At 59.4% G+C, this 16,569-nt stretch carries 17 protein-coding genes; all 17 read left to right on the top strand.

Features of this window, described 5'->3' with window-relative positions; genetic code table 11:
• Positions 1–11: 11 nt before the first annotated feature.
• Positions 12–4,253 carry a DNA-directed RNA polymerase subunit beta' gene (rpoC, locus tag LDZ28_RS12575; protein WP_244826438.1) on the top strand — a complete coding sequence of 1,414 codons (4,242 nt, stop codon included), beginning with the start codon at positions 12–14 and terminating at the stop codon, positions 4,251–4,253.
• A gap of 188 nt (positions 4,254–4,441) precedes the next feature.
• Positions 4,442–6,289 (top strand): DNA helicase RecQ, encoded by a 1,848-nt coding sequence (recQ, locus tag LDZ28_RS12570; RefSeq protein ID WP_244826437.1) that lies wholly within the window; start codon positions 4,442–4,444, stop codon positions 6,287–6,289.
• A gap of 220 nt (positions 6,290–6,509) precedes the next feature.
• A complete protein-coding gene (gene rpsL, locus LDZ28_RS12565; RefSeq protein ID WP_006053290.1) occupies positions 6,510–6,890 on the top strand; it encodes a 30S ribosomal protein S12 in 381 nt (126 codons plus the stop codon).
• A 203-nt stretch (positions 6,891–7,093) separates the two neighbouring features.
• Complete coding sequence (gene rpsG, locus LDZ28_RS12560; RefSeq protein ID WP_006053291.1) at positions 7,094–7,564, top strand: 30S ribosomal protein S7; 471 nt, start codon at positions 7,094–7,096, stop codon at positions 7,562–7,564.
• A 129-nt stretch (positions 7,565–7,693) separates the two neighbouring features.
• Positions 7,694–9,796: an elongation factor G gene (gene fusA, locus LDZ28_RS12555; protein WP_244826436.1), complete on the top strand. Its 2,103-nt coding sequence runs from the start codon at positions 7,694–7,696 to the stop codon at positions 9,794–9,796.
• Between the two features lie 66 nt (positions 9,797–9,862).
• Positions 9,863–11,053: an elongation factor Tu gene (gene tuf, locus LDZ28_RS12550; RefSeq protein ID WP_090541958.1), complete on the top strand. Its 1,191-nt coding sequence runs from the start codon at positions 9,863–9,865 to the stop codon at positions 11,051–11,053.
• 137 nt (positions 11,054–11,190) lie between these two features.
• The gene (rpsJ, locus tag LDZ28_RS12545) at positions 11,191–11,502 is read left to right on the top strand and encodes a 30S ribosomal protein S10 (RefSeq protein WP_006998489.1); all 312 of its coding nucleotides are present in this window, start codon (positions 11,191–11,193) and stop codon (positions 11,500–11,502) included.
• Between the two features lie 185 nt (positions 11,503–11,687).
• Complete coding sequence (rplC, locus tag LDZ28_RS12540) at positions 11,688–12,347, top strand: 50S ribosomal protein L3 (protein WP_244826435.1); 660 nt, start codon at positions 11,688–11,690, stop codon at positions 12,345–12,347.
• Positions 12,347–12,967: a 50S ribosomal protein L4 gene (gene rplD, locus LDZ28_RS12535; RefSeq protein WP_244826434.1), complete on the top strand. Its 621-nt coding sequence runs from the start codon at positions 12,347–12,349 to the stop codon at positions 12,965–12,967. The genes rplC and rplD overlap by 1 nt, the downstream gene beginning before the upstream one ends.
• On the top strand, positions 12,964–13,278 hold the full coding sequence (rplW, locus tag LDZ28_RS12530; protein WP_008343846.1) for a 50S ribosomal protein L23: 315 nt from the start codon (positions 12,964–12,966) through the stop codon (positions 13,276–13,278). The genes rplD and rplW overlap by 4 nt, the downstream gene beginning before the upstream one ends.
• 2 nt (positions 13,279–13,280) lie before the next feature.
• Entirely contained in the window at positions 13,281–14,108 is an 828-nt protein-coding gene (gene rplB, locus LDZ28_RS12525) for a 50S ribosomal protein L2 (protein ID WP_244826433.1), read from the top strand.
• Between the two features lie 10 nt (positions 14,109–14,118).
• On the top strand, positions 14,119–14,394 hold the full coding sequence (gene rpsS, locus LDZ28_RS12520) for a 30S ribosomal protein S19 (RefSeq protein ID WP_035506764.1): 276 nt from the start codon (positions 14,119–14,121) through the stop codon (positions 14,392–14,394).
• A 12-nt stretch (positions 14,395–14,406) separates the two neighbouring features.
• The gene (gene rplV / locus LDZ28_RS12515; RefSeq protein WP_011490054.1) at positions 14,407–14,736 is read left to right on the top strand and encodes a 50S ribosomal protein L22; all 330 of its coding nucleotides are present in this window, start codon (positions 14,407–14,409) and stop codon (positions 14,734–14,736) included.
• Between the two features lie 11 nt (positions 14,737–14,747).
• Positions 14,748–15,548: a 30S ribosomal protein S3 gene (gene rpsC, locus LDZ28_RS12510; RefSeq protein ID WP_244826432.1), complete on the top strand. Its 801-nt coding sequence runs from the start codon at positions 14,748–14,750 to the stop codon at positions 15,546–15,548.
• Between the two features lie 2 nt (positions 15,549–15,550).
• Entirely contained in the window at positions 15,551–15,967 is a 417-nt protein-coding gene (gene rplP, locus LDZ28_RS12505) for a 50S ribosomal protein L16 (protein ID WP_061170924.1), read from the top strand.
• A gap of 10 nt (positions 15,968–15,977) precedes the next feature.
• The gene (rpmC, locus tag LDZ28_RS12500; RefSeq protein ID WP_035933103.1) at positions 15,978–16,172 is read left to right on the top strand and encodes a 50S ribosomal protein L29; all 195 of its coding nucleotides are present in this window, start codon (positions 15,978–15,980) and stop codon (positions 16,170–16,172) included.
• Positions 16,169–16,441 (top strand): 30S ribosomal protein S17, encoded by a 273-nt coding sequence (gene rpsQ, locus LDZ28_RS12495; protein ID WP_008343854.1) that lies wholly within the window; start codon positions 16,169–16,171, stop codon positions 16,439–16,441. The genes rpmC and rpsQ overlap by 4 nt, the downstream gene beginning before the upstream one ends.
• The last annotated feature ends 128 nt before the right edge of the window (positions 16,442–16,569 follow it).

Genomic DNA, 16,569 nt, shown 5'->3' with positions numbered 1-16,569 from the left:
GAGAGAAAGCAATGAAAGCTCTGCTCGATCTATTCAAGCAAGTCCAGCAAGAAGAAGTATTCGACGCGATCAAGATCGGTCTGGCTTCGCCCGACAAGATCCGTTCGTGGTCATTCGGCGAAGTGAAGAAGCCGGAGACCATCAACTACCGTACCTTCAAGCCGGAGCGGGACGGTCTGTTCTGCGCGAAGATTTTTGGTCCGATCAAGGACTACGAATGCCTTTGCGGCAAGTACAAGCGTCTGAAGCACCGCGGTGTGATCTGCGAAAAGTGCGGCGTCGAAGTGACGCTCGCCAAGGTGCGTCGCGAACGCATGGGCCATATCGAACTGGCCTCGCCGGTTGCGCACATCTGGTTCTTGAAGTCGCTGCCGTCGCGTCTGGGCATGGTGCTCGACATGACGCTGCGCGACATCGAACGCGTGCTGTACTTCGAGGCATACGTGGTGATCGATCCGGGCATGACGCCGCTGAAAGCGCGGCAGATCATGACCGAAGAGGATTACTACAACAAGGTCGAAGAGTACGGTGACGAATTCCGCGCCGAGATGGGCGCGGAAGGCGTGCGCGAACTGCTGCGTTCGATCAACATCGACGAACAGGTCGAGATGTTGCGCACCGAACTCAAGAACACGGGTTCGGAAGCGAAGATCAAGAAGTACGCAAAGCGCCTTAAAGTGCTCGAGGCTTTCCAGCGTTCGGGCATCAAGCCTGACTGGATGGTGCTCGAAGTGCTGCCGGTGCTGCCGCCGGAACTGCGTCCGCTCGTGCCGCTGGATGGCGGCCGTTTCGCGACGTCGGACCTGAACGACCTGTATCGCCGCGTGATCAACCGTAACAACCGGTTGAAGCGTCTGCTCGAACTGAAGGCGCCTGAAATCATCGTCCGCAACGAAAAGCGGATGCTGCAGGAAGCCGTCGATTCGCTGCTCGACAACGGTCGTCGCGGTAAGGCAATGACGGGTGCGAACAAGCGTCCGCTGAAGTCGCTCGCCGACATGATCAAGGGTAAAGGCGGTCGTTTCCGTCAGAACTTGCTCGGTAAGCGCGTCGACTATTCGGGCCGTTCGGTGATCGTGGTCGGCCCGACGTTGAAGCTGCATCAGTGCGGTCTGCCGAAGCTGATGGCGCTCGAACTGTTCAAGCCTTTCATCTTCAACAAGCTGGAAGTGATGGGCGTAGCTACGACCATCAAGGCCGCGAAGAAGGAAGTCGAGAACCAGACGCCCGTGGTGTGGGACATTCTCGAAGAAGTCATTCGCGAACATCCGGTCATGCTGAACCGCGCGCCTACGCTTCACCGACTCGGCATTCAGGCTTTCGAGCCGGTGCTGATCGAAGGTAAGGCAATTCAGCTGCACCCGCTCGTTTGCGCGGCGTTCAACGCCGACTTCGACGGTGACCAGATGGCCGTTCACGTGCCGCTGTCGCTGGAAGCGCAGATGGAAGCGCGTACGCTGATGCTCGCGTCGAACAACGTTCTGTTCCCGGCCAACGGCGACCCGTCGATCGTGCCGTCGCAGGATATCGTGCTGGGTCTTTACTATGCATCGCGTGAAGCGGTGAATGGCAAGGGCGAAGGCATGACGTTCACGGGCGTGTCGGAAGTGATTCGCGCGTACGAGAACAAGGAAGTCGAGCTGGCATCGCGCGTCAACGTGCGGATCACGGAAATGGTCCACAACGAAGACCAGAGCGAAGGCGCGCCGAAGTTCGTGCCGAAGATCTCGTTGTTCGCAACGACGGTCGGCCGCTCGATCCTGTCGGAGATTCTGCCGCCGGGGCTGCCCTTCACCGTGCTGAACAAGCCGTTGAAGAAGAAGGAAATTTCGCGTCTGATCAACACGGCGTTCCGCAAGTGCGGTCTGCGCGAAACGGTGATCTTCGCCGACCAGCTGATGCAAATGGGTTTCCGTCTTGCAACGCGCGCCGGCATCTCGATCTGCGTGGACGACATGCTCGTGCCGCCGCAGAAAGAGACGATCGTCGGTGACGCCGCGAAGAAGGTGAAGGAATACGACCGTCAGTACATGTCGGGTCTCGTCACCGCGCAAGAACGCTACAACAACGTGGTCGACATCTGGTCGGCAACGTCGGAGGCGGTCGGCAAGGCGATGATGGAACAGCTCGCAACGGAGCCGGTGACGGATCGTGACGGCAAGGAAACGCGTCAGGAATCGTTCAACTCCATCTACATGATGGCCGACTCGGGCGCGCGCGGTTCCGCGGTGCAGATTCGTCAGCTTGCCGGTATGCGCGGCCTGATGGCGAAGCCGGACGGCTCGATCATCGAGACGCCGATCACCGCGAACTTCCGCGAAGGCCTGAACGTGCTGCAGTACTTCATCTCGACGCACGGTGCACGTAAGGGTCTGGCGGATACGGCGTTGAAGACGGCGAACTCGGGTTACCTGACGCGCCGTCTCGTCGACGTGACGCAGGATCTGGTCGTCGTCGAAGAAGATTGCGGCACGTCGAACGGCGTGGCGATGAAGGCGTTGGTCGAAGGCGGTGAAGTCGTCGAAGCGCTGCGTGACCGTATTCTCGGCCGCGTCGCGGTGGCGGACGTCGTCAATCCGGAAACGCAGGAAACGCTGTACGCATCGGGCGATCTGCTCGATGAAGACGCGGTCGAGGAAATTGAACGCCTCGGTATCGACGAAGTGCGCGTGCGCACGCCGTTGACCTGCGAAACGCGTTATGGCTTGTGCGCTTCGTGCTATGGCCGCGACCTGGGTCGTGGTTCGCGCGTGAACGTCGGCGAAGCGGTTGGTGTGATCGCGGCGCAGTCGATCGGTGAACCGGGCACGCAGCTTACGATGCGTACGTTCCACATCGGTGGCGCGGCATCGCGTGCGGCGGTTGCTTCGACGGTCGAAGCGAAGTCGAACGGTACGGTGCGCTTCACGGCCACGATGCGTTACGTCACCAACGCGAAGGGCGAGCAAGTCGTTATCTCGCGTTCGGGCGAGGCGATCATCGCGGACGACCTCGGTCGCGAGCGTGAACGTCACAAGATCCCGTACGGCGCCACGTTGCTGCAACTCGACGGCGCGCAGATCAAGGCCGGTTCGCAACTGGCTCAATGGGATCCGCTGACGCGTCCGATCATCACCGAGTGGGGCGGTACGGTGAAGTTCGAAAACGTCGAGGAAGGCGTGACGGTCGCGAAGCAGATCGACGACGTCACGGGTCTTTCGACGCTCGTCGTAATCGACGTGAAGCGCCGTGGTTCGCAGGCTTCGAAGAGCGTGCGTCCGCAGGTGAAGCTGCTCGACGCGAACGGCGAGGAAGTGAAGATCCCGAACACCGAGCATTCGGTGCAGATCGGCTTCCAGGTCGGCGCACTGATCACCGTGAAGGATGGTCAGCAAGTGCAGGTTGGTGAAGTGCTGGCACGTATTCCGGTTGAAGCGCAGAAGACGCGTGACATTACCGGTGGTCTGCCGCGCGTGGCCGAACTGTTCGAAGCGCGCTCGCCGAAGGACGCCGGCATTCTGGCGGAAGTCACGGGCACGACGTCGTTCGGTAAGGACACGAAGGGCAAGCAGCGTCTCGTCATCACGGACCTCGAAGGCAATCAGCACGAGTTCCTGATCGCGAAGGAAAAGCAGGTGCTGGTGCACGATGGTCAGGTCGTCAACAAGGGCGAAATGATCGTCGACGGTCCTGCCGATCCGCACGATATCCTGCGTTTGCAGGGTATCGAGGCGCTGTCGCGTTACATCGTGGACGAAGTGCAGGACGTGTACCGTCTGCAAGGCGTGAAGATCAACGACAAGCACATTGAAGTGATCGTGCGTCAGATGCTGCGTCGGGTCCAGATCACGGACAACGGCGACACGCGCTTCATCCCGGGCGAACAAGTCGAGCGGTCGGACATGCTCGATGAGAACGACCGCATGACCGCGGACGACAAGCGTCCGGCCACGTACGAAAACGTGCTGCTCGGTATCACGAAGGCTTCTCTGTCGACCGATTCGTTCATCTCGGCGGCGTCGTTCCAGGAAACGACCCGCGTGCTGACCGAAGCGGCGATCATGGGCAAGCGTGATGATCTGCGTGGCCTGAAGGAAAACGTGATCGTCGGCCGTCTGATTCCGGCTGGTACTGGTCTCGCGTTCCACAAGGCGCGCAAGAGCAAGGAAATGTCGGATCGCGAACGCTTCGACCAGATCGCTGCCGAAGAGGCATTCGATTTCGGTACGCCGGAAACCCCGGCAACGGAGCAGGCGCCGCATACCAACGAGTAAGTTCTCTCGCTGGATTGTCGGTTGCAACATCGAACCGCTCGGCTTTCAGCCGGGCGGTTTTTTTTCGCCGGTTCGTTTTCGACGATTTCCACTCTGCCGATTGGCTAACGCTGCAACGAGCGCCTCGGCAGGCGAGCATGCGTTGTTAGAATTCGGTATCTCCATGTTGTAGTGAGCGTCTCCCGTCCATGTCCCGTCCGCTGCAGATCCTCAAGGAAGTTTTCGGCTATCCGGCTTTTCGCGGACAGCAGGCGGATATCGTCGAACACGTCGCCAACGGTGGCGACTCACTCGTGCTCATGCCGACGGGCGGCGGCAAATCGCTTTGCTATCAAATTCCGTCGCTCGTGCGCAAGGAGGCGGGTTTCGGCGCGGGAATCGTCGTGTCGCCGTTGATTGCGTTGATGCAGGATCAGGTCGCGGCGCTCACCGAGCTTGGCGTGCGCGCGGCGTACTTGAACTCGACGCTCTCCGGCGCGGAGGCCGCCGCCACGGAGCGCGCGCTGCGCAACGGCACCATCGACCTTTTGTATGTGGCGCCCGAACGTCTCATGACGCCGCGCTTTCTAGAATTGCTCGAAAGCGCGCGCGTGGGTCTTTTTGCCATCGACGAAGCGCATTGCGTGTCGCAATGGGGACACGATTTCCGACCGGAGTACATCCAGCTTTCCGTGCTGCACGAACGGTTCCCTTCGGTGCCGCGCATCGCGCTCACGGCGACCGCGGACGCCATCACGCGCGACGAGATCGTGCATCGGCTGGCGCTCGACGACGCGCGTATCTTCGTATCGAGTTTCGATCGGCCGAATATCCGTTACCGGATTGTCGAGAAAGACAACGCACGCTCGCAGTTACTCGATTTCATCCGCGCCGAGCATACGAATACGGACGGCACGACGGACGCAGGCGTCGTTTATTGTCTGTCGCGTCGCAAGGTGGAAGAGACCGCCGAGTGGCTGAAGGGTCAGGGCGTGCGCGCGCTGCCGTATCACGCGGGCATGGAATTCGAGACGCGGCAGAAGCATCAGGAGATGTTTCAGCGCGAGGAAGGCGTCGTGATGTGCGCGACGATTGCGTTCGGCATGGGTATCGACAAACCGGATGTGCGCTTCGTCGCGCATCTGGACTTGCCAAAGAGCGTCGAGGGCTACTATCAGGAAACCGGACGCGCGGGTCGTGACGGCATGCCGGCGAACGCATGGATGGCTTACGGACTCGGCGATGTCGTGCAGCAGCGCAAGATGATCGACGAATCCGAAGCCGACGACGCTCACAAACGCGTACAGACCGGCAAGCTCGATGCGCTTCTTGGCTTGTGCGAAACGGCTGCCTGCCGGCGCGTGCGGCTGCTGGCTTATTTCGGCGAGACGAGCGAACCGTGCGGCAACTGCGATACATGCCTGGAACCGCCCGCGTCGTTCGATGCCACGCGCGAAGCGCAAATGGCGCTGTCCTGCGTCTTCCGCGCGCGCAAAGCGAGCGGCTTCCATTTCGGCGCGGGACATCTGATCGACATTCTGCGCGGGTCGCGCAGCGAAAAGGTCCTACAGCGCGGACACGAAAATTTATCGACGTTCGGCGTCGGCGCCGCGCTTTCCGAGCCAGAGTGGCGCGCGGTGTTTCGGCAGCTCGTCGCTTTTGGCTATTTGGCGATCGACCACGACGGCTTCGGCGCGCTCGTTCTCACCGATGCGAGCAAGCCCGTGCTGAAAGGCGAGGAGCACGTCACGCTGCGCAAATACGTGAAGCCGGTGCGTAGCCGGCAATCGTCGGGACGCACGCGGGAACGCGCCGATCCCACCACGGGCATGTCGCAGCGGCAGAAGTCTCGCTGGGAGCGTCTGCGCATATGGCGCGCAGAGACCGCCAAGAGCGACGGCGTGCCGGCCTACGTCATTTTTCATGACGCCACGCTTGCCGAAATAGCTCGAAGCGATCCCGATACGGTGGATGATCTGCGTCATATCCCGGGCATCGGCGCGCGCAAGCTGGAGCGTTTCGGCGACGAGTTGCTGGATGTCGTGACGACTGAATAAGCCAACGCTTCGCGCGGTCCTCCGAAATGCGCGCAACGTGTTGACCCAATTGGGATTTTCAGCATATCATGCTAGGTTCTCGTTCTTGGTCCGTTTTCGGAACCGGCTTAGCGCCGCGTACGACAAGGGATCGAGCTTCTTCGAGAACGTTAGACGCGCATTTTCCGACGCTTTGCCCGTCGAGAATCGCGCCGAATTTGATCATTTTCAGGAATAAACGATGCCAACCATCAATCAATTGGTTCGCAAAGGCCGCACGTCGGAAACGACGAAGAGCAAGTCGCCGGCCCTGCAGGACTGCCCCCAGCGTCGTGGCGTGTGCACTCGCGTGTACACCACGACGCCTAAGAAGCCGAACTCGGCACTTCGTAAGGTTGCGAAGGTTCGCCTGACGAACGGTTTCGAAGTTATTTCGTACATCGGTGGTGAAGGCCACAACCTGCAAGAACACTCGGTCGTGCTGATTCGCGGCGGTCGTGTCAAGGACTTGCCGGGTGTGCGTTACCACATGGTTCGCGGCTCGCTGGATACCCAGGGCGTCAAGGATCGTAAGCAAGCTCGCTCGAAGTACGGTGCGAAGCGCGCCAAGGCTGGCAAGTAAGTCGCCGGTCTGCAGTCGTCTGCTTGTAGTTTGAGGTCGCCGTAAGGCGGTTTAGGCGGTGGTGCTGGAATGCCAGTGCTATCGAGTAAGTGGTCACCCGGCCAAGCTGGTTTTGTCGAAAAGATGGATCGGGTTTGTTGGTGGCCGCGGAGCTTAAAGACTCGTTCGGAGTCGGCTCCAACTGAAAAGGTAAAGGAAGAATCATGCCGCGTCGTCGCGAAGTCCCCAAGCGGGAAGTGTTGCCGGACCCGAAATTCGGCAACGTAGATGTAGCCAAGTTCATGAACGTGCTGATGCTCTCAGGCAAGAAGTCGGTTGCCGAGCGTATCGTGTACGGCGCTTTTGAACAGATCCAGACCAAGGGTGGCAAGGACCCGCTGGAAGTGTTCACGGTTGCGCTCAACAACGTGAAGCCGGTGGTCGAAGTGAAGAGCCGTCGCGTTGGTGGTGCCAACTACCAGGTTCCGGTCGAAGTGCGTCCCTCGCGTCGTATGGCATTGGCGATGCGTTGGTTGCGTGAAGCCGCGAAGAAGCGCAGCGAAAAGTCGATGGCCCTGCGTCTTGCAGGCGAACTCTCCGAAGCGGCAGAAGGCCGTGGCGGCGCGATGAAGAAGCGCGACGAAGTTCACCGCATGGCAGAGGCCAACAAGGCATTCTCGCATTTCCGTTTCTAAGCTCCCGCTCGTAGGGCAAACGGAAAAATAAGGGCGGGTGCGCTACTCCAGGCGCCTCGCCCGTTTGTGTTAGGACGCTGTCGGCTCGTTATAGATCGAGTCGGCGGGTCGACCAAAAAAGGATCCAAAGTGGCTCGCAAGACACCTATCGAGCGCTACCGCAACATCGGTATTAGCGCTCACATCGACGCCGGCAAAACGACGACGACCGAGCGCATCCTGTTTTACACGGGCGTGAACCACAAGATCGGCGAAGTTCACGACGGCGCTGCAACGATGGACTGGATGGAGCAGGAGCAGGAGCGCGGCATCACCATCACGTCGGCTGCTACCACGGCCTTCTGGAAGGGCATGGGCGGCAACTATCCCGAGCACCGCATCAACATCATCGATACCCCGGGGCACGTCGACTTCACGATCGAAGTGGAGCGCTCGATGCGCGTCCTCGACGGCGCGTGCATGGTCTACTGTGCAGTGGGCGGCGTGCAGCCGCAGTCGGAAACCGTGTGGCGTCAGGCTAACAAGTACAAGGTTCCGCGTCTCGCGTTCGTCAACAAGATGGACCGCACTGGCGCAAACTTCTTCAAGGTCTATGACCAGTTGAAGACGCGTCTGAAGGCGAACCCGGTTCCCGTCGTCGTGCCGATCGGCTCGGAAGAAAACTTCAAGGGCGTGGTCGACCTTCTCAAGATGAAGGCGATCATTTGGGACGAAGCGTCCCAGGGCACGAAGTTCGACTACGTCGACATCCCGGCTGAACTCGTCGACACGTGCAACGAGTGGCGCGAGAAGATGATCGAGTCGGCTGCCGAAGCCAGCGAAGAACTGATGGAAAAGTACCTCGGCGGCGAAGAGCTGACCGAAGCGGAAATCGTCAAGGCGATCCGCGACCGGACCATCGCGTGCGAAATTCAGCCGATGCTGTGCGGCACCGCGTTCAAGAACAAGGGCGTGCAGCGCATGCTCGACGCCGTGATCGACTTCCTGCCGTCGCCGGTCGACATTCCGCCGGTTACGGGTGAACTCGAAAACGGTGAGAAGGGCGAGCGCCGTGCTGCCGACGACGAAAAATTCTCGTCGCTGGCATTCAAGATCATGACCGACCCGTTCGTCGGTCAGCTGATCTTCTTCCGTGTGTATTCGGGTGTGGTCAATTCGGGTGACACCGTGCTGAACGCGACCAAGGACAAGAAGGAACGTCTGGGTCGTATTCTGCAGATGCACGCGAACCAGCGCGAAGAAATCAAGGAAGTGCGCGCAGGCGACATCGCGGCAGCCGTGGGCCTGAAGGAAGCGACCACGGGCGACACGCTGTGCGACCCGCAGAGCCCGATCGTTCTCGAACGCATGATTTTCCCGGAGCCGGTGATTTCGCAGGCAGTCGAGCCGAAGACGAAGCCCGACCAGGAAAAGATGGGTCTGGCGCTGAACCGTCTGGCTCAGGAAGATCCGTCGTTCCGCGTTCAAACGGACGAAGAGTCGGGCCAGACCATCATCTCGGGTATGGGCGAGCTCCACCTCGAAATTTTGGTCGACCGGATGAAGCGTGAATTCGGCGTTGAAGCAACCGTCGGCAAGCCGCAGGTTGCGTACCGCGAAACGATCCGCGCGACGGCTGCCGATGTCGACGGCAAGTTCGTCAAGCAGTCGGGTGGTCGCGGCCAGTATGGTCACGCGGTCATCACGCTCGAGCCGAACGAGCAGGGCAAGGGCTACGAGTTCCTGGACGAGATCAAGGGCGGTGTGATTCCGCGCGAATACATCCCGGCGGTGGACAAGGGTATCCAGGAAACGCTGAAGTCGGGCGTGCTCGCTGGCTTCCCGGTCGTCGACGTGAAGGTTCACCTGACGTTCGGTTCGTACCACGACGTCGACTCGAACGAAAACGCGTTCCGCATGGCCGGTTCGATGGCCTTCAAGGAAGCAATGCGCAAGGCAAGCCCGGTCATCCTCGAACCGATGATGGCCGTGGAAGTCGAAACGCCGGAAGATTACATGGGCAACGTGATGGGCGACTTGTCGGGCCGTCGCGGTATCGTCCAGGGCATGGAAGACATGATCGGTGGCGGCAAGATCGTTCGCGCCGAAGTACCGCTGTCGGAAATGTTCGGCTACTCGACCTCGCTGCGCTCGCTGTCGCAAGGCCGTGCTACGTACACGATGGAATTCAAGCACTATGCTGAAGCTCCGCGTAACGTTGCCGAAGCGATCATCAACGCCAAGGGCAAGTAAGCCCTGCAAGTCATTCGGCGAGCCACAAGCTTTTAACCGATAAACAATCTCTGAAAGAAGGTAATCATGGCAAAAGGTAAATTCGAGCGGACCAAGCCGCACGTGAACGTGGGCACGATCGGTCACGTTGACCACGGCAAGACCACGCTGACGGCAGCGATCACGACGGTGCTGACCAAGAAGTTCGGCGGCGAAGCGAAGGCATACGACCAGATCGATGCAGCGCCGGAAGAAAAGGCACGTGGTATCACCATCAACACCGCGCACGTCGAGTACGAAACGGCTAACCGCCACTACGCACACGTCGATTGCCCGGGCCACGCTGACTATGTGAAGAACATGATCACGGGCGCAGCGCAGATGGACGGCGCAATCCTGGTGTGCTCGGCCGCTGATGGCCCGATGCCGCAAACGCGTGAGCACATCCTGTTGGCGCGTCAGGTCGGCGTGCCTTACATCATCGTGTTCCTGAACAAGTGCGACATGGTGGACGACGCCGAGCTGCTCGAACTCGTCGAAATGGAAGTGCGCGAGCTTCTGTCGAAGTACGACTTCCCGGGCGACGACACGCCGATCATCAAGGGCTCGGCCAAGCTGGCGCTGGAAGGCGACACGGGCGAGCTGGGCGAAGTGGCGATCATGAATCTGGCCGACGCGCTGGACACGTACATCCCGACGCCGGAGCGCGCAGTGGACGGAGCCTTCCTGATGCCGGTGGAAGATGTGTTCTCGATCTCGGGTCGCGGCACGGTGGTGACGGGTCGCGTGGAGCGCGGCGTGGTGAAGGTTGGCGAGGAAATCGAAATCGTCGGTATCAAGCCGACGGTGAAGACGACTTGCACGGGCGTGGAAATGTTCCGCAAGCTGCTGGACCAAGGTCAAGCGGGCGACAACGTCGGTATCCTGCTGCGCGGCACGAAGCGTGAAGACGTGGAGCGTGGCCAGGTTCTGGCCAAGCCGGGTTCGATTACGCCGCACACGCACTTCACGGCCGAAGTGTACGTGCTGAGCAAGGACGAAGGCGGCCGCCACACGCCGTTCTTCAACAACTACCGTCCGCAGTTCTACTTCCGTACGACGGACGTGACGGGCTCGATCGAGCTGCCGAAGGACAAGGAAATGGTGATGCCGGGCGACAACGTGTCGATCACGGTGAAGCTGATTGCACCGATCGCCATGGAAGAAGGTCTGCGCTTCGCTATCCGCGAAGGCGGCCGTACCGTCGGCGCAGGTGTGGTTGCCAAGATTATCGAGTAAAATCTCGGGCTCACCTGTCGTTGCAGTACTGAAGTAACGTGACCGAGGCCGGGTGTTCGCACCAAGCGAATGCCCGGTCTCTCGCTCTTTTGCCAAATCGGCGGTGCAACATCGCCTCGCTCTTTTAAGGAATCGTCATGCAGAATCAAAAAATCCGTATCCGTCTGAAAGCATTCGACTATCGCCTGATCGATCAATCGGCAGCCGAAATCGTCGATACGGCAAAGCGTACTGGCGCAATCGTCCGTGGCCCGGTGCCGCTGCCGACGCGCATTCAGCGCTTTGACATTCTGCGTTCGCCGCACGTCAACAAGACGTCGCGCGATCAGCTCGAGATCCGTACGCATCAGCGCCTGATGGACATCGTCGATCCGACCGACAAGACGGTCGACGCGCTGATGAAGCTCGACCTACCGGCTGGCGTCGACGTCGAAATCAAGCTGCAGTAAGCCTCTAAAGCTTCACCGGGTTTTCGGGTGAAGCTAAGTCTTTGATTGCTTGCAGAAAACGGAAAGCCTTGTTATACTCCAAGGCTTTTCGCGCACTTGCGCAAAAAAGTCCGCCCAGTTTCTCGTAACGAAGTGGACATTTTGTAATCAGCCCCGACCAATCGCAGTCGGGAATGGAGAAAACGATGAGCCTTGGACTCGTAGGTCGCAAGGTTGGCATGACCCGTATCTTCACGCCTGAAGGGGACTCGATTCCCGTCACCGTGCTGGACGTGTCGGACAACCGCGTGACGCAGATCAAGACCGTTGAAACGGATGGTTATACCGCCGTTCAGGTTGCATTCGGTGCTCGCCGCGCATCGCGCGTGACGAAGCCGCTGGCGGGTCACCTCGCCAAAGCCGGCGTTCAAGCTGGTGAAATCCTCAAAGAATTCCAGATCGAATCCGCGAAGGCCGCCGAATTGGCGAACGGCGCTGTGATCGGTACGGACATTTTCGAAGTTGGCCAGAAGGTCGACGTGCAAGGTACGTCGATTGGTAAGGGCTACGCCGGTACCATCAAGCGTTACAACTTCGCCTCAGGTCGTGCCTCGCACGGTAACTCGCGTTCGCACAACGTTCCGGGTTCGATCGGTATGGCGCAGGATCCGGGTCGTGTGTTCCCGGGTAAGCGCATGACGGGTCACCTCGGTGACGAAACCGTCACGGTTCAGAATCTCGAAATCGCTCGCATCGACGCCGACCGCAATCTGCTGCTGGTTCGCGGCGCGGTTCCGGGTGCGAAGGGCGGCAAGGTATTCGTGACGCCGGCCGTCAAGACGCGTGCTGTGAAAGGAGCGAAATAATGGAACTTAAGCTCCTGAATGCCAATGGTCAGGAAGCTGCTGGCGTGAACGCATCGGACGTCGTGTTCGGTCGCGATTACAACGAAGCCCTGATTCACCAGGTCGTCGTGGCTTATCAAGCCAATGCACGTAGCGGCAACCGCGCTCAGAAGGATCGTGAGCAGGTCAAGCACACCACCAAGAAGCCGTGGCGTCAGAAAGGTACGGGCCGCGCTCGTGCCGGTATGTCGTCGAGCCCGTTGTGGCGTGGCGGTGGTCGTATCTTCCCGAATTCGCCGGAAGAAAACTTCTCGCACAAGGTCAACAAGAAGATGCATCGCGCAGGTCTCTGCTCGATCTTCTCGCAATTGGCTCGCGAAGGCCGTATCTCGGTGGTCGAAGACCTCGCGCTTGAAGCGCCGAAGACCAAGCTGTTGGCCGATAAATTCAAGGCGATGGGTCTCGATTCCGTGTTAGTCATCACCGATACGGTCGACGAGAACCTGTACCTCGCGTCGCGCAATCTGGCCCACGTGGCCGTTGTCGAGCCGCGTTACGCCGACCCGCTCTCGCTGATCTACTTCAAGAAGATTCTGATCACGAAGGCTGCGGTCGCTCAGATCGAGGAGTTGCTGTCATGAGCGAGATTCGCAAAAACGATCATCGTTTGATGCAAGTTCTGCTCGCGCCGGTGATCTCCGAAAAGGCGACGCTGGTGGCCGACAAGAACGAACAAGTCGTGTTCGAAGTCGCCCCGGACGCCACGAAGCAGGAAGTAAAGGCTGCTGTCGAGCTGCTGTTCAAGGTCGAAGTCAATTCCGTCAACGTGCTCGTCACGAAGGGTAAAGCCAAGCGCTTTGGCCGCTTCAACGGCAAGCGCAAGGACGTGAAGAAGGCGTACGTCTGCTTGAAGCCCGGCCAGGAAATCAACTTTGAAGCGGAGGCCAAGTAATCATGGCAATCGTTAAAGTTAAGCCGACTTCGCCGGGTCGCCGCGCGATGGTCAAGGTGGTCAACAAGGATCTGCATAAGGGCAAGCCGTTTGCGGCGCTGCTCGATTCGCAGTCCGTGACCGCCGGCCGTAACAACAACGGCCGCATCACCACGCGTCATAAGGGTGGTGGTCATAAACAACACTACCGTATCGTCGACTTCCGTCGCAACAAGGACGGCATTCCGGCAAAGGTCGAGCGTCTCGAGTACGACCCGAACCGTAGCGCGAACATCGCGCTGGTTCTGTACGCAGACGGTGAGCGTCGCTACATTATCGCCCCGAAGGGCGTGGTCGTTGGCGCGCAGCTCATGTCCGGTTCGGAAGCGCCGATTCGCGCAGGCAACACGCTGCCGATCCGCAACATTCCCGTCGGTACCACGATCCACTGCATCGAAATGCTGCCGGGCAAGGGCGCGCAAATCGCGCGTTCGGCTGGTACGTCCGCAATGCTGCTGGCGCGCGAAGGCGTCTACGCGCAGGTTCGTCTGCGTTCGGGCGAAATTCGCCGCGTGCACGTCGAGTGCCGCGCAACGATCGGCGAAGTGGGCAACGAAGAGCATAGCCTCCGTCAAATCGGTAAGGCTGGCGCGAACCGCTGGCGTGGTATCCGTCCGACGGTGCGCGGCGTTGCAATGAACCCGGTCGATCACCCGCACGGCGGTGGTGAAGGCAAGACGGCTGCAGGTCGCGATCCGGTGAGCCCGTGGGGCACGCCGACTAAGGGTTATCGCACCCGTAGCAACAAGCGCACGACGACGATGATCGTCCAGCGCCGTCACAAGCGTTAAGGAGTAGGCAATGACACGTTCTGCTAAAAAAGGTCCGTTCTGCGACGCTCATTTGCTGAAGAAAGTTGAGTCGGCTGCAGCTACGCGCGACAAGAAGCCGATCAAGACCTGGTCGCGTCGCTCGACGATTCTCCCGGACTTCATCGGTCTGACGATCGCTGTTCACAACGGCCGTCAGCACGTTCCGGTGTATGTCACGGAAAACATGGTCGGCCACAAGCTTGGCGAGTTCGCATTGACCCGTACGTTCAAGGGTCACGCGGCCGACAAGAAGGCCAAGAAATAAGGGGCTATCAAGATGGAAGTGAAAGCAATTCATCGCGGTGCCCGCATCTCGGCGCAGAAGACGCGCCTTGTGGCTGACCAGATTCGTGGTTTGCCGGTCGACAAGGCGTTGAACGTTCTGACGTTCTCGCCGAAGAAGGCGGCGGGTATCGTCAAGAAGGTCGTGCTGTCTGCGATCGCGAATGCGGAACACAACGAAGGCGCCGATATCGATGAGCTCAAGATCACGAGCATCTATATCGACAAGGCTGCTTCGTTGAAGCGTTTTACCGCACGCGCTAAGGGTCGTGGTAACCGCATCGAGAAGCAATCCTGTCACATCACTGTGACGGTCGGGAATTAAGGAGCCATACGATGGGACAAAAAATTCATCCGACTGGCTTCCGTTTGGCCGTCAGCCGCAACTGGGCTTCGCGCTGGTATGCGAACAACAGCAACTTCGCGGCGATGCTCCAGGAAGACATCGGTGTTCGTGAGTACCTGAAGAAGAAGCTGAAGAACGCTTCGGTTGGTCGCGTCATCATCGAGCGTCCGGCAAAGAACGCGCGTATCACGATTTACAGCTCGCGTCCGGGCGTGGTCATCGGCAAGAAGGGCGAAGACATCGAACTGTTGAAGGCTGAACTGCAGAAGCGCATGGGCGTTCCGGTTCACGTCAACATCGAAGAAATTCGCAAGCCGGAAACCGATGCTCAGCTGATCGCTGACTCGATCACGCAACAGCTCGAACGCCGGATCATGTTCCGTCGCGCGATGAAGCGTGCGATGCAGAATGCCATGCGCCTTGGCGCGCAAGGTATCAAGATCATGAGCGCGGGCCGTCTTAACGGTATCGAAATCGCTCGTACCGAGTGGTATCGCGAAGGTCGCGTGCCCCTCCATACGCTGCGTGCCGATATCGACTACGCAACGTCGGAAGCGAAAACCACGTACGGCATCATCGGCGTGAAGGTGTGGGTCTACAAGGGCGACACGCTGGGCCGTAATGAAGCACCGGTGGTGGAAGAAGTGGCGGAAGACAAGCGTCCGCGCCGCAACGCACGTCCGGGTGGCGATCGCCGTCCGCGCCGTGATGGCGAAGGCGCTCCGGCAGGTGCTCGTCGCGGCGGTCCCCGTCGTGGCGGCGCTGGCGGTGACGCGAAGAGTGGAGAATAACGATGCTGCAACCGAAACGCAGAAAGTATCGCAAAGAGCAGAAAGGTCGTAACACCGGCAAGGCGACGCGCGGCAACGCGGTGTCGTTCGGTGAATACGGTCTGAAGGCTATCGGTCGCGGCCGTTTGACCGCGCGTCAAATCGAAGCCGCGCGTCGTGCAATGACGCGTCACATCAAGCGTGGTGGCCGGATCTGGATCCGCATTTTCCCGGACAAGCCGATTTCGCAGAAGCCGGCAGAAGTACGTATGGGTAATGGTAAGGGTAACCCGGAGTACTACGTCGCTGAAATTCAACCGGGCAAGATGCTGTACGAAATGGACGGTGTCACCGAAGAACTGGCGCGCGAAGCGTTCCGTCTGGCTGCAGCCAAGCTGCCGCTCAAGACGTACTTCGTCGTGCGTCAGCTCGGCGCCTAAGGAGTAAATGATGAAGGCATCTGAACTTCACCAGAAAGACCAGGCCGCGCTCAATAAAGAGCTGACGGACCTGCTGAAGGCGCAATTCGGCCTGCGCATGCAACTCGCGACCCAGCAGCTCACGAACACGAGCCAGCTGAAGAAGGTTCGTCGCGACATCGCACGTGTGCGGACCGTCCTGACTGAGAAGGCGAACCAGAAATGAACGATAGCGTAAAAACCTCGCTCAAGCGGACGCTGGTCGGCAAGGTCGTCAGCAACAAGATGGACAAGACGGTCACCGTTCTGGTCGAGCACCGCGTGAAGCATCCGATCTACGGCAAGTACGTCGTGCGTTCGAAGAAGTACCACGCGCATGATGACGCGAATACGTACAACGAAGGCGATCTCGTCGAAATTCAAGAAACTCGTCCGATTTCGAAGACGAAGGCTTGGGTTGTATCGAAGTTGGTCGAAGCGGCGCGCGTGATCTAAGTCTGTAGTTGTAGTGCCGCGATGCAGTACCTAGCGTCGCAGTAAGTTTCGCTTGCAAGACCGAGATTATTTGTTATAATCTCGGTCTTCCCTCTTTGTGGGAGCCCCGTCGCGGGCGAAACTGGTGG

Source organism: Caballeronia sp. TF1N1 (assembly GCF_022878925.1).
In the GTDB taxonomy this organism is placed as follows: Bacteria; Pseudomonadota; Gammaproteobacteria; order Burkholderiales; family Burkholderiaceae; genus Caballeronia.
The sequence above is the reverse complement of the archived record's forward strand: the minus strand, read 5'-3'. Positions and strand labels throughout refer to the sequence as shown.